A 12,937-nucleotide genomic window follows, 5' to 3' on the forward strand; every position below is an offset into this window, starting at 1 on the left:
GCGCGCGCGTCCCAGGCCACGGTTGCCCATGAGCAAGATCCACATCCTCGGCATCGCCGGCACCTTCATGGGCGGCGTGGCCGCGCTGGCGCGCGAGATGGGCGTGGCCGTCGAGGGCAGCGACCAGGCGGTCTACCCGCCCATGTCCACCCAGTTGGAGCGGCTGGGCATCGCCCTGCACCCGGGCTACGACCCGGCCCACATCGCCGCCGACTGCGATGAGGTGGTGATCGGCAACGCGCTCTCGCGTGGCAACCCGGCGGTGGAACAGGTGCTGGACGACGGCCGCCGCTACACCTCCGGTGCGCAGTGGCTGGCCGAGCGGGTGCTGCCCGGCCGCACCACCCTGGCGGTGGCCGGCACCCACGGCAAGACCACCACCACCACCCTGCTGGCCTTCCTGCTGCAGGCGGCCGGGCGCGATCCCGGCTTCCTGATCGGCGGCGTGGCCGAGGACTTCGGCGTCTCCGCCCGCCTGGGCGGTGGCGCCGAGTTCGTGGTCGAGGCCGACGAGTACGACACCGCCTTCTTCGACAAGCGCAGCAAGTTCGTCCACTACCGGCCGCTGGTCGCCGTCCTCAACAACCTCGAGTACGACCACGCCGACATCTTCCCGGACCTGGCCGCGATCCAGCGCCAGTTCCACCACCTCGTCCGCACCGTGCCGCGGCGCGGCCGGCTGGTGGCCAACGGCGAGGACGCGCACCTGGCGCAGGTGCTGGCGATGGGCTGCTGGACGCCGGTGGAGACCTTCGGCATCGAGGGCGGCCCGGTGGCCATCCCGCGCGCTGACGGCGGCGCCGGCTTCGACTGGAGTGCGCGCCTGTTGGCCGCCGCCGGCAGCACCTTCCCCGTGCTGCACCGTGGCCGCGAGGTCGGCACCGCACGCTGGCCGCTGCTGGGCCGGCACAACGTGATGAACGCGCTGGCCGCGCTGGCCGCCGCACATGCGGTGGGCGTGGCGCCGGAGCAGGTGCTGCCGGCGCTGGCCGGCTTCCGTAGCGTCAAGCGCCGCCTGGAGGTGGTGGCGCGGGCCGGCGGCGTGACCGTTTACGACGACTTCGCCCACCATCCCACCGCCATCCGCACCACCCTGGAGGGCCTGCGTGCCCGGGTGGGCGGGGCGCGCATCGTGGTGGCGCTGGAGCCGCGCAGCAATTCCATGCGCCTGGGCGCGCACGCCGACGCGCTGGCCCCGTCGCTGGACAGCGCCGACGAGGTGGTGTTCCTGCACCGCCCGGAGCTGCCCTGGGACGCCGGCAGGGTGGGGGCCGCGGTGCGTGGCCAGGCCCGCCCCGTGCCGGACACCGACACCCTGCTTGCGGTGCTGCGCGAGCGCGTGCGCGCCGGCGACCACGTGGTGTTCATGTCCAACGGCGGCTTCGACGGCGCGCCGCGCCGCTTCGCCGCCATGCTCGCGGATTGACGCCGCGCCCGCGCCGGCGGGGTTACCCTGCCGCGGGGTTCCTGCCGTTGCCACCGTGACCGACGTCCAGACCCTGCCACTGTTCCCGCTGCATACGGTGCTGCTGCCCGGCGCGCCGCTGGGCCTGCGCGTGTTCGAGCGCCGCTACCTGGACCTGGTGTCCGACTGCTGCCGGCGCGGCACCGGCTTCGGCGTGTGCCTGATCCTGGATGGCGAGGAGACCGGCGCGCCGGCCACCCCGGCCGCCTGGGGCGTGGAGGCGCTGATCGAGGACTTCGGTGCCGACGCTGCCGGCCTGCTGACCCTGCACGTGCGCGGCCGCCGCCGCTTCCACGTGACTGGCACCGGCGTGCGCGACAACGGCCTGCTCGTCGGCCAGGTGAACTGGTGCGACCCGCTGTCACCGGCGCCGGCGCGCCTGCGTCCGGAGCACGCGGTCATGGGCACGCTGCTGGGCGAGCTGCTGGACAAGGTCGGCGGCGAGTACGCCAGCGCCAACCCGCGCCTGCTGGAGGAGGCCGACTGGGTCGGCTGGCGCCTGGCCGAGCTGTTGCCGCTTACCGACGAGCAGCGCCTGGCGCTGCTGCAGGAGGACGATCCGCACCGGCGCCTGGACCGTCTGCTGGGCTGGCTGGACGTGTGAGCGGCGCGTCGGTGCGCAGGCGCAGCACCGGCAGGCCTGTCTCCGGGTGCGCCTGCACCGCGTGCGGCAGGTCGTCTACCGCATCGAGCACGTGCGCCAGCGCCGGGTCGGCGTCGCGCTGCGGGCGCCAGCTGGCGATCAGGTTGAAGCTGACGGTGTAGTGCAGGGTCTGCGCGGTGCCGATCCACAGCGGCACCTGGCCCGGCTCCAGGCGCACCGCGCTGGGCCACAGGCGCAGGGCGTAGCGTCTCCCGGGCACGCTGGATTCGCGGACCATCAGCAGCGCCTCGGTACGTGCCTCCAGGGTCGCCGGCAGCACCGGCACCTGCTCCGGTGTGGCGTCGGTGTCCAGCAGGTTCAGCGCCTGCTCCCAGCGCGCCTGCGGCTGCACCCGCCAGCCCTGCGCCTCCAGGCGCTGCCGCAACGGCGCCAGCGGCCCGGCCACCTGCACGTCCAGCGGCCAGCGCAGCTCGTCGTCGAACTCGGCGCGCCGCGCCGGCTGCCGCCGCCAGCCGCCGTCCCACCACCCGTCCATGTCCTGCGCCACGGGCGGCGGGGGCGGGGGCTCGAACTTGGCCAGCTTGGCCTCAATGTGGCGCGGCGCGTACCACAGCGCGGCCACCGCGAACACGCCGTAGAACAGCGCCGCCACCGGCTTGACCCAGAACGAGCGGTTGAAGCGGCGCCGGTAGGCGATGCCCAGCACCAGCAGCCAGACGATGCCCAGCAGCATCCCGCCGACCACGTCGCTGAGCCAGTGCGCGCCCAGGTACAGGCGGGCGAAGCCGATCAGCGTCACCACCACGCCCGAGACCAGGTAGGGCCAGACCCGGTCGCGCCCGGGCAGCTCGCGCGCGACCAGCACGGCGAAGAAGCCGAAGGCGATGGTGGTCATGGTCACGGCGATGGAAGGGAAGCCGAAGCCGCTGCTGGCGCCCGGCGGCCGCACCACCTCCACGGTGGTGCCCAGCAGCCAGGTCAGGGCCAGGCCGAAGGCCAGCGCCGCCAGCCAGTGTGCGGCGGCCATCCAGCGCTGCCGCCAGATGAAGTAGCCCAGCACCGCCGCGCAGGCCGGGGCCAGCACCGGCCAGTCGCCCAGCGAGGCCAGCGCCGCCAGCGGGTAGTCGGCCAGCGGGTTGCGCAGCCCCAGCATCAGCTGGTGCACCGCCAGGTCGATGCCCAGCGGCTCGCCGTGGCCGACCACGGTCAGCAGCAGGGCGAACCAGGCCCAGCCGATGCCCAGCAGCAGCAGGGCCAGCAGCGCCAGCGACACCGATTCGCGGTGCCCGGGATCGAACAGGGCGATCGAGTAGCGGCCCAGCACCGGGTGCCGGTGCGACCAGTCCAGCACGCGTGCCAGCAGGGCGTCGGCGTGCGCGGCGAACCAGCCGTAGGTGTAGACCACCACCGCCCAGGCCAGGGCCAGCGCCACCAGCAGCAGGGCCAGCACCGTCACCAGGTGCCCGGCCACCGCCGCCACCGCGTCATAGGCATGGCCCAGCACCCAGCCGGGGGCCAGGAACAGCACGCCCCAGGACAGGCAGGCCAGGCCGCTGGCGAAGGCGTAGCGCCGCAGCGGCATCCCGGACATGCCGGCGATGGCCGGCACGAACGGACGCACCGCGCCGACGTAGCGGGCGATGAGGATGCTCTTGAAGGCGTTGCGGCGGAACAGCGTGTAGCCGCGGTCCAGCAGCTGCGGGTAGCGGCTGAACGGCCACACCCCGCGCAGGCGCTCGCCCCAGCGCCGGCCGATCCAGTAGCTCAGGCCGTCGCCAGCGAAGGCGCCCAGGGTGGCGCAGGCGACCGCGTAGGGCCCGGAGATCTCGCCCAGGCCGATCAGCACGCCGACGGCGAACAGCAGGGGCAAGGCCGGCACCACCGCGCCGACGATGACCAGGGCGTCGCAGAAGGCGATCGCCAGGATCGCCAGACCGGCGAGGACGGGGTGGTTGCCGATCCACGCCAGCGTGGCGTCCATCCAGGAGTTCATGGCCGGCGATTATAGGGGCCGCTTCCCGACGCCCGGCTTAAGCGGCGCCGGGCCCGGCGCCGGCCGCGGCCGGATCGGCGACAATGCGCTCCCCCCTTCGAGGAGTGCGAGTCCATGGGCTCCCTGGCCGGCAAGACCCTGTTCATCACCGGCGCCTCGCGCGGCATCGGCCGCGCGATCGCCCTGCGCGCGGCGCGCGACGGCGCCAACGTCGCCATCGCCGCCAAGTCTTCGGTGCCCAACCCCAAGCTGCCGGGCACCATCCACAGCGTCGCCGCCGAGATCGAGGCCGCCGGCGGCCGCGCCCTGCCGATCAAGTGCGACATCCGCGAGGAGGAGCAGGTCCACGCCGCGGTGGCGGCCACGGTGGAGGCCTTCGGCGGCATCGACATCCTGGTCAACAACGCCAGCGCGATCTGGCTGCGTGGCACCCTGGACACGCCGATGAAGCGCTTCGACCTGATGCAGCAGGTCAACGCCCGCGGCAGTTTCCTGTGCGCGCAGGCCTGCCTGCCGCACCTGCTCAAGGCCCCGAACCCGCACATCCTGACCCTGGCCCCGCCCCCGAACCTGGACCCGAAGTGGTGGGGGCCGCACACCGGCTACACCCTGGCCAAGATGGGCATGAGCTTCGTCACCCTGGGGCTGGCCGCCGAGTTTGGCCCGCAGGGCGTGGCGGTCAACGCGCTGTGGCCGCGCACGGTGATCGCCACCGACGCGCTGAACATGATTCCGGGCGTGGAGGTGGCGCGCTGCCGCAAGCCGGAGATCATGGCCGACGCCGCCCACGCCATCCTGGTGCGCCAGGCCGCCGGCTTCAGCGGCCACTTCCTCATCGACGAGGACGTGCTGCGGCAGGCGGGCGTGGCCGACTTCTCCGGCTACGCGGTGGACCCCTCGCAGGCGCTGCTGCCGGACCTGTTCCTGGACTGAGGGCGGCACGCAGCGTGCCGGCCGCGCGCCTGCCGGGGCCGCGGCCGGCTCCTACAATGGCCGCCCGTTCCACGGAGGTCGAACATGAAGTACCTGCACGCGATGCTGCGCGTCCATGACCTGGACAGGACCAGCGAGTTCTTCACCAAGGGCCTGGGCCTGGTCCAGACCCGGCGCATGGACAATGAGGCCGGGCGCTACACCCTGGTCTACTTCGCCGCGCCGGAGAACCCGGAGGTGGAGGTGGAGCTGACCTACAACTGGCCGCCGGAGGACGGTTCGGCACCGGAGGACTACGGCAGCGCCCGCAACTTCGGCCACCTGGCCTTCGAGGTGGACGACATCTACGCCATCTGCGCCCACCTGCAGTCGCTGGGCGTGACCATCAACCGCCCGCCGCGTGACGGCCGCATGGCCTTCGTCCGCACCCCGGACCTGATCTCGATCGAGCTGCTGCAGAAGGGCGAGGCCCTGGCGCCGGCCGAGCCGTGGGCGTCGATGCCCAATACCGGCACCTGGTAAGCGCACGAGTGCGGTCCGGCGGGGCACGCGTCCCCGCCGGACCGTCGCATCAGTCGGCAGCAGCCCGTGCCGGCCGTGCCAGGCTCAGGGCAATCGTGGTGGCCAGGATCGCGCCTACCACGCCCAGCGACCACAGCACCGGGATCTTGTAGAGGTCGACCAGCAGCATCTTGGCGCCGATGAAGACCAGCACCACCGCCAGGCCGTAGGGCAGCAGGTGGAAGCGCTCGGCCATGCCGGCCAGCAGGAAGAACATCGCGCGCAGGCCCAGCACCGCGAACACGTTCGAGGTCAGCACGATGAACGGGTCGGTGGTGATGGCGAAGATCGCCGGGATCGAGTCCACCGCGAAGATCACGTCGGTGATGCCGATCATCACCAGCACGATGAACAGCGGGGTGAACTTGCGGCGGCTGCCGCGGCCCAGCCACAGCGCGCCGCCGTGGTAGCGGCGCACGAACGGCACGTGCGCGGTCAGCCAGCGCAGCACCGGGTTCTTCTCCAGGCTGGGCTCCTTGCCCGCGGCGAACCACATCTTCACGCCGGTCAGCAGCAGGAACGCGCCGAACACGTAGAGCATCCAGTGGAAATGCGCGAGCAGCGCGGCGCCGGCGAAGATCAGGATCGCGCGCAGCACGATCGCGCCGAGGATGCCGATCACCAGCACGCGCTGGCGCTGTTCCTCGGGCACCGCGAAGTAGCCCATCAACATCAGGAACACGAAGATGTTGTCGACCGCCAGCGCCTTCTCGACCAGGTAGCCGGTCAGGAATTCCAGGCCGATGCGCCGTGCCTCTTCCGGACCGGCCGACTGGCCGACGTACCACCACAGGGCGAGGTTGAAGAGCAGGGCCAGGGCCACCCAGCCCATGCTCCACCACGCCGCTTCCTTGAACGTGACCTTGTGCGCGCCGCCGTGGCGCATCAGCAGCAGGTCGGCCACCAGCGCCAGCAGCACCAGGCCGGAGAATCCGGCCCACAGCCAGACGTTGCCTATCGTTTCCATCATCAATGTTCCGGGCAGGAGTAAGGACGGCCGCGGAAGCTGGCGGCGCGGAACCCTGCTCTGGGAACCGGGGACACACCTTGGCCGTCGCGGCGAAGGTCTTGCTCACGGCCCTGGGCCGCCGTGGGACCGGGGCATCGGAATGCCCGAAATGACGGCCGTCACGCTGGGAGCTACTCCCCTTCGCCGGCGATTGTGCGGGCCGGCATGTGAACGGTCAAACCACGGCGCAGCCTGTTTGCGGGAATGTGCATTCCCGCGGGTCGCTGCGCTTGCCGGTCGGTGGTGCCGCGTACCGGGCTGGTGCGGATGCGATCAGCCGCCCGCCAGTGCCTGTTCCAGGTCGGCGACCAGGTCGTCGGCATGTTCCAGGCCCACCGACAGGCGCAGCAGGCCGCCGGGCGTGGGCGAGCCGGGACCCTCGATCGAGGCACGGTGCTCGACCAGCGACTCGGTCGAGCCCAGCGAGGTGGCGTTGGTGAACAGGCGCAGCCGCGCGGCCACCGCCAGCGCCGCCTCGCGCCCGCCGGCGACCTCGAACGAGAGCATCCCGCCGAAACCGCGCATCTGCGCCGCCGCCAGCGCGTGCTGCGGGTGCGAGGGCAGGCCGGGATAGTGCACCGCCGCCACCTTCGGGTGCGCGGCCAGGAACTCCGCCACGCGGCGCGCGTTGCGGCAGTGCCAGTCCATGCGCGCCGCCAGGGTGCGCACCCCGCGCAGGACCATCCATGCCGCGAACGGCGAGGCGGTGGCCCCGCCCAGCAGGCGCAGGCGGTGGCAGGCGGCGGCGTGTCCGCCGTCCTCGGCGAAGCACAGCACCCCGCCCATCACGTCGCCATGGCCGCCCAGGTACTTGGTGGCCGAGTGCAGGACGATGTCCGCGCCCAGCGCCAGCGGCTGCTGGATCACCGGCGGGGCGAAGGTGCCGTCCACCAGCAGGCGCGCGCCGGCCCCGTGGGCGATGGCCGCCAGCGCGGCGATGTCGCACACCTTCAGGCGCGGGGTGGACGGGGTCTCGGCCCACAGCAGCGCGGTATTGGGGCGCAGCGCGGCGCGCACCGCGTCCAGGTCGGTGAAGTCCACGATGCTGCACTCCAGCCCCCAGCGCGGGAACTGCTCGGCCGCCAGGGTGCGGAAGGAGAAGTAGCTGTCGTCGCACAGCAGCACGTGGCTGCCCGGCGGCAGGGCCTGCAGCGCGGTGGCGCCGGCGGCCATGCCGGTGGGAAACAGCAGGGCGCGCCGTGCACCCTCCAGCGCGGCCAGCACCTGCTCGGTCTCCAGCTGGGTCGGGTTGTCGTAGCGCTGGTACAGGAAGCCGTGCGGCAGCCGGCCGTCGGGCGTGTGCTCGAAGGTGGTGGCCAGCTGCAGCGGCGGGGCCAGCGCGCCGCCGGCCGGGGCGGGGGGGCCGCCGGCGCGCGCGGCGAGGGTCTCGAGGCGGGGCATGGGCGGAGGCGGAAGCGGAGGGGACGGTGCGATGGTACGCGCGCGCCGGGGCCGCTGCAGGCCGCGGGCGGGCACCGGATGCAGCGGCCGGGGCGCGGGACGATAATGGCGCCCTTGCCGGCCCGCCCGCGCCGGCCCGTCCACGGATACGCACTGCCATGAACACCACCGCGCCGGCCGCCGGCGATACCGCCTCGCTCCTCGAACTCGGCCACCAGTACTACTTGCCCGTCTACCGCCCGCGCGAGCTGGTGCTGGAGCGCGGCGCCGGCTCGCGCCTGTGGGACAGCGAGGGCCGCGAGTACGTGGACTTTGCCGCCGGCATCGCGGTGTGCAGCCTCGGCCATGCCGATCCGGACCTGCACGCGGCGCTGGTGGAGCAGGCCGGCAAGGTCTGGCACACCTCCAACATCTTCTACAGCGAGCCGCCGCTGCGCCTGGCCGCGGAGCTGGTCGGCGCCAGCCGCTTCGCCGAGCGCGTGTTCTTCTGCAATTCCGGCGCCGAGGCCAACGAGGCGGCAATCAAGCTGGTGCGCAAGTGGGCCGCGGCCCGGGGGCGCCCGCCGCAGCAGCGGGTGATCGTCACCTTCCGCGGCAGCTTCCACGGCCGCACCCTGGCCGCGGTCACCGCCACCGCCCAGCCGAAGTACCAGGAAGGCTACGAGCCGCTGCCCGGCGGCTTCCGCTACATGGACTTCAACGACATCGTCCAGCTGGAGACGGCGATGGCCGCCGGCGACGTGGCCGCGGTCATGCTCGAACCGGTGCAGGGCGAGGGCGGCGTGGTCCCGGCCGCCTCCGGTTTCCTCAAGCAGGTGCGCGCGCTGTGCGACAGGTACGACGCCCTGCTGGTGCTGGACGAGATCCAGTGCGGCATGGGCCGCACCGGCACCCTGTTCGCACACTGGCAGGACGACGTGGTGCCGGACATCGTTACCCTGGCCAAGGCACTGGGCGGCGGCTTCCCGATCGGCGCCATGCTGGCCGGGCCGAAGGTGGCGCAGGTGATGGGCGTGGGCGCGCACGGCACCACCTTCGGCGGCAACCCGCTGGCCGCGGCGGTGGCGCGCGTGGCCCTGCGCAAGCTGGCCTCGCCGCAGATCGCGGCCAACGTCTCGCGCCAGTCGCACGCGCTGCGCGAGGGCCTGATGGCCATCGGCGATGAGACCGGCGTGTTCGCCCAGGTGCGCGGCCGCGGCCTGATGCTGGGCGCGGTGCTCGGGTCCGAGTACGCCGGCCGCGCCGGCGAGATCCTCGACCACGCCGCCGCCCACGGGCTGCTGCTGCTGCAGGCCGGCCCCGACGTGCTGCGCCTGGTGCCGGCGCTGAACATCACCGACGCCGACGTGGCCGAGGGTCTGGCACGGCTGCGCAAGGCGCTGGCGGCGTTCACCGGCCGCTGAGTCCGGCAGATCCCCTCTCCCGGCGGGAGAGGGGGCGTGCGGGTCAGGCCAGGCCGAAGCGCCTGAGCACCCGGCCCAGGGCACGGGCGTCGCGGGCGGTGTCGGCGTGCAGCCCGGCGCGGCGCGCGCCCTGCACGTTGGCGAACAGGTCGTCCACGAACAGGGTTCCGTCCGCGCTCCAGCCCAGCCGCTCCAGGGCGACCTGGAAGGCCTGCGGCTGCGGCTTGCGCACGCCCAGGGCACCGCTGCACAGCACCTGCCGCAGGCGTGGCCGCAGGGGCGCCAGCACCTGCGCGACCACCGGCACGACCAGTTCGCCGTTGTTGGTCAGCACCGCCATGGGCAGGGCCGGATCCAGCGCCAGCAGCCGGGCCAGCGCGCGCTCGTCGGCGGTGGTGGCCTCGATGCGCGCTTCCTGCCAGGCCGCCTCGTCCACCGGCGCGCCGATGCCTTCGCCAAGCCGGCGCAGGTACTCGGCGGTGCCGACATGGCCGGCGGCGTAGCGGGCCTCCAGCCCGTCCTCGTACAGCACCTGCCAGACCCGCGCGAACGGCGCGCCGGCACGCGCGGCCAGGTGGGCCACGCGCCGCTCGCGCCGGTACCGGGCCAGCAGGTTGTCGAAGTCCAGCAGCAGGTGGCGCACCCGCGGTTTCATCGGCGCCCCCTTCCGCGGCGCATGGCCCTCAGTCCCCGTGGGGCAGGGGCGCGCCGCAGCGGCGGCAGTGGCGGGCGTCGGCCTCGTGGTCGTCCAGTCCGCAGCTGCCGCAGCGGGCCTGGCGCCGGCGCGGCTGCAGCGAGCGTGCCAGCTCGGCGGTGTAGATGCCGGTGGGCACGGCGATGATGCTGTAGCCGATCACGATCAGCAGCGAGGTGACGAAGCGGCCGAACGGGGTGGCCGGGGCGATGTCGCCGAAGCCGACGGTGCCCACGGTCACGATCGCCCAGTACATGCCGGCGGGGATGCTGGTGAAGCCGTTGTCCGGCCCCTCCACCACATACATCAGCGCGCCGAACACCACCACGATGGTCAGCAGCGCGGCGATGAACACCAGGATCTTGCGGCGGCTGCGCACCAGCGCCTGGATCAGCACCCCCGCCTCGCTGGAGTACTCCACCAGCTTCAGCACCCGGAACACGCGCAGCAGGCGCAGCGCGCGGATCACCGTGAACGAGGCGGAAGCCGGGAACAGCAGCGAAAGGAATGTCGGCAGGATCGCCAGCAGGTCGATGATGCCGAAGAAGCTGAAGGCATAGCGCAGCGGCCGCTTCACCACCCACAGCCGCACGCCGTATTCCACGGCGAAGGCCAGGGTGAACAGCCACTCGGCCGCGTACAGCCAGGCGTGCCAGCGCACCTTGACCGAGGGCATGGAGTCCAGCAGCACCACCACCACGCTGGCCAAGATGACCAGGATCAGCACCAGGTCGAAGTTGCGTTCGTCCGGTGCGTCGTGGTGGAAGATCAGCCGGAACCAGCGGTAGCGGCGGCCCTCGGTCGAGGCCGGCAGGTGCTCGCGCTCGAACAGGCTGCCGCCGTCGGTGCGGGTGCCGGGGCCGGGGTCAGCCTGCGTGCCCATCGGCCACGCTCCGGAACGCCGCGCGCGCGGCCTCGAGGGTGGCTTCGACGACCGCCTCGTCATGCGCGCTGGAGACGAAGCCGGCCTCGTAGGCGCTCGGGGCCAGGAACACGCCGCGCTCGAGCATGGCGTGGAAGAAGCGGTTGAACGCGGCGATGTCGCAGGCGGTGGCCTGGGCGTAGGTCTCCACCTTCCGGTCGGTGAAGAACAGGCCGAACATGGCACCGACGTGGTTGGTGGTCAGCGGCACGCCGGCCTCGCGCGCGGCCGCCTCGAAGCCCGCGCACAGGCGCGCGGTCACCGCGGCCAGACGCTCGTGGAAGCCCGGCTCCTGGATCAGCCTGAGCATGGCCAGGCCGGCGGCCATGGCCACCGGATTGCCGCTCAGCGTGCCGGCCTGGTAGATCGGGCCGGCCGGGGCGATCTGCTCCATCAGCTCGCGGCGGCCGCCGTAGGCGCCCACCGGCATGCCGCCGCCGATGATCTTGCCGAAGGTGGTCAGGTCCGGGGTGATGCCGTAGTGCGCCTGGGCGCCGCCGAGCGCGACGCGGAAGCCGGTCATCACCTCGTCGAAGATCAGCAGCGCGCCGTGCTTCGTGCACAGCTCGCGAAGGTGCTGCAGGTAGCCCGGGCGCGGCGGGATGCAGTTGGCGTTGCCCACCACCGGCTCGATGATGACCGCGGCGATCTCCCCGCCGATCTCCTCGAACAGCCGGGTCGCGCCCTCGAAGTCGTTGTAGCTGAGGGTGGCGGTCAGCTCGCTAAGGCCCGCCGGCACGCCCGGCGAGGTCGGCACGCCCAGGGTCAGCATGCCGCTGCCGGCCTTGACCAGGAACGAGTCGCCGTGGCCGTGGTAGCAGCCCTCGAACTTGACGATGCGCTGGCGGCCGGTGGCCCCGCGCGCCAGGCGGATCGCCGACAGCGTCGCCTCGGTGCCGGAGTTGACCATGCGCACCATCTCGCAGGACGGCACCAGGCGGGTGATGGTCTCGGCCATCTCCACTTCGGCCTCGCACGGCGCGCCGTAGGACAGGCCGTTGGCGATCGCCGCCTGCACCGCCTCGCGCACCGCCGGGTGGTTGTGGCCGACGATCATCGGGCCCCAGGAGCCGACGTAGTCGATGTAGCGGTTGCCGTCCACGTCGTACAGGTACGGGCCGTCGGCGCGCTGCACGAAGAACGGCTCGCCGCCCACCGACTTGAACGCGCGCACCGGCGAGTTGACGCCGCCGGGCAGCAGCTGGCGGGCGCGTTCGAACAGGGCATGGGAGCGGGCGTGGTTCATGGCGCTGAGTCCTGCGGAAAAGCCGTCATTGTAGGCGCGGACGCGGGCGCCGGCCGCCCCGGGCCCGGCTCAGGCGTAGTGGCGCAGGAAGGCGTGCACCGCCGCGGCCGGGTCCGGGGCGTGGAACACCGCGCCGATCACCGCCAGCAGGTCGGCCCCGGCCGCCACCAGCGGCCCGGCATTGTCCGGGGTGATGCCGCCGATGGCCACCCGCGGCACGCCCAGCGCCGCCGCCTGGCGCAGCAGCTCGGGACTGGCACGGCGGGTGGTGCGTTTGCTGGCGGTGGGGAAGAAGGCGCCGAAGGCCACGTAGCTGGCGCCGGCGGCCAGGGCGCGACGGGCCAGCGCCAGGCTGTCGTAGCAGGAAGCGCCCAGGATCGCCTGTGGCCCGAGCCGGGCGCGGGCGGCGGCGATGTCGCCGTCGTCCTCGCCGAGGTGGGCGCCGGCCGCACCCACCTCGGCGGCCAGGGCCACGTCGTCGTTGACCAGCAGCGGCACCCCGGCGCGCGCGCACAGGGCCTGCAGGGCGGCGGCCTGCTCGCGGCGCAGGGCAGGACCGGCGGTCTTGTTGCGGTACTGCAGCAGGGCCACCCCCGGCACCAGCAGCGGCCCGACCCGCGCCAGCAGGCGCGCGGTGTCCGGCTCGTCCGGGGTGATCAGGTACAGGCCGCGCAGGCGGGGGGCAGGGCTCATGTCGGCTCCGGTG

General features: G+C 73.1%; 12 protein-coding genes. 5 read left to right on the forward strand and 7 right to left on the reverse strand.

Annotated features, from left to right (window positions below; genetic code table 11):
• Positions 1–28 precede the first annotated feature (28 nt).
• Both mpl and CR938_RS07935 read left to right on the forward strand, forming a co-directional pair.
• A complete protein-coding gene (gene mpl, locus CR938_RS07930; RefSeq protein ID WP_162124494.1) occupies positions 29–1,426 on the forward strand; it encodes a UDP-N-acetylmuramate:L-alanyl-gamma-D-glutamyl-meso-diaminopimelate ligase in 1,398 nt (465 codons plus the stop codon).
• Between the two features lie 55 nt (positions 1,427–1,481).
• Entirely contained in the window at positions 1,482–2,069 is a 588-nt protein-coding gene (locus CR938_RS07935; RefSeq protein ID WP_246191015.1) for an LON peptidase substrate-binding domain-containing protein, read from the forward strand.
• Here CR938_RS07935 and CR938_RS07940 read toward each other — a convergent pair.
• Positions 1,984–4,062, reverse strand: a complete 2,079-nt coding sequence (locus tag CR938_RS07940; RefSeq protein ID WP_162124495.1) for a bifunctional DedA family/phosphatase PAP2 family protein — start codon at positions 4,060–4,062, stop codon at positions 1,984–1,986. The genes CR938_RS07935 and CR938_RS07940 overlap by 86 nt on opposite strands.
• A gap of 114 nt (positions 4,063–4,176) precedes the next feature.
• Between CR938_RS07940 and CR938_RS07945 the strand changes: the two genes are divergently transcribed.
• Together CR938_RS07945 and CR938_RS07950 are read left to right on the forward strand one after the other, a co-directional pair.
• The gene (locus tag CR938_RS07945) at positions 4,177–4,995 is read left to right on the forward strand and encodes an SDR family oxidoreductase (RefSeq protein WP_162124496.1); all 819 of its coding nucleotides are present in this window, start codon (positions 4,177–4,179) and stop codon (positions 4,993–4,995) included.
• Between the two features lie 84 nt (positions 4,996–5,079).
• Positions 5,080–5,517 carry a VOC family protein gene (locus CR938_RS07950; RefSeq protein ID WP_162124497.1) on the forward strand — a complete coding sequence of 146 codons (438 nt, stop codon included), beginning with the start codon at positions 5,080–5,082 and terminating at the stop codon, positions 5,515–5,517.
• 49 nt (positions 5,518–5,566) lie between these two features.
• Here the strand turns inward: CR938_RS07950 and CR938_RS07955 are convergent, their stop codons facing one another.
• Together CR938_RS07955 and CR938_RS07960 are read right to left on the reverse strand one after the other, a co-directional pair.
• A complete protein-coding gene (locus CR938_RS07955) occupies positions 5,567–6,523 on the reverse strand; it encodes a TerC family protein (protein WP_170296527.1) in 957 nt (318 codons plus the stop codon).
• Between the two features lie 315 nt (positions 6,524–6,838).
• Entirely contained in the window at positions 6,839–7,966 is a 1,128-nt protein-coding gene (locus CR938_RS07960) for a trans-sulfuration enzyme family protein (RefSeq protein WP_162124499.1), read from the reverse strand.
• A 158-nt stretch (positions 7,967–8,124) separates the two neighbouring features.
• Here CR938_RS07960 and CR938_RS07965 point away from each other — a divergent pair, with 158 nt between their 5' ends.
• On the forward strand, positions 8,125–9,369 hold the full coding sequence (locus CR938_RS07965; RefSeq protein WP_162124500.1) for an acetylornithine transaminase: 1,245 nt from the start codon (positions 8,125–8,127) through the stop codon (positions 9,367–9,369).
• A gap of 43 nt (positions 9,370–9,412) precedes the next feature.
• Here CR938_RS07965 and CR938_RS07970 read toward each other — a convergent pair whose 3' ends face one another.
• The 4 genes from CR938_RS07970 to thiE form a co-directional block, all read right to left on the reverse strand.
• Complete coding sequence (locus CR938_RS07970; protein WP_162124501.1) at positions 9,413–10,024, reverse strand: HAD-IA family hydrolase; 612 nt, start codon at positions 10,022–10,024, stop codon at positions 9,413–9,415.
• A 28-nt stretch (positions 10,025–10,052) separates the two neighbouring features.
• A complete protein-coding gene (locus tag CR938_RS07975) occupies positions 10,053–10,946 on the reverse strand; it encodes an ion transporter (protein ID WP_246191016.1) in 894 nt (297 codons plus the stop codon).
• Positions 10,930–12,231, reverse strand: a complete 1,302-nt coding sequence (gene hemL, locus CR938_RS07980) for a glutamate-1-semialdehyde 2,1-aminomutase (protein ID WP_162124502.1) — start codon at positions 12,229–12,231, stop codon at positions 10,930–10,932. The genes CR938_RS07975 and hemL overlap by 17 nt, the downstream gene beginning before the upstream one ends.
• 69 nt (positions 12,232–12,300) lie before the next feature.
• Positions 12,301–12,924 (reverse strand): thiamine phosphate synthase, encoded by a 624-nt coding sequence (gene thiE / locus CR938_RS07985; RefSeq protein WP_162124503.1) that lies wholly within the window; start codon positions 12,922–12,924, stop codon positions 12,301–12,303.
• Positions 12,925–12,937: the final 13 nt, after the last annotated feature.

The sequence above is a fragment of the Pseudoxanthomonas taiwanensis genome, assembly GCF_010093135.1.
GTDB lineage: Bacteria > Pseudomonadota > Gammaproteobacteria > Xanthomonadales > Xanthomonadaceae > Pseudoxanthomonas > Pseudoxanthomonas taiwanensis.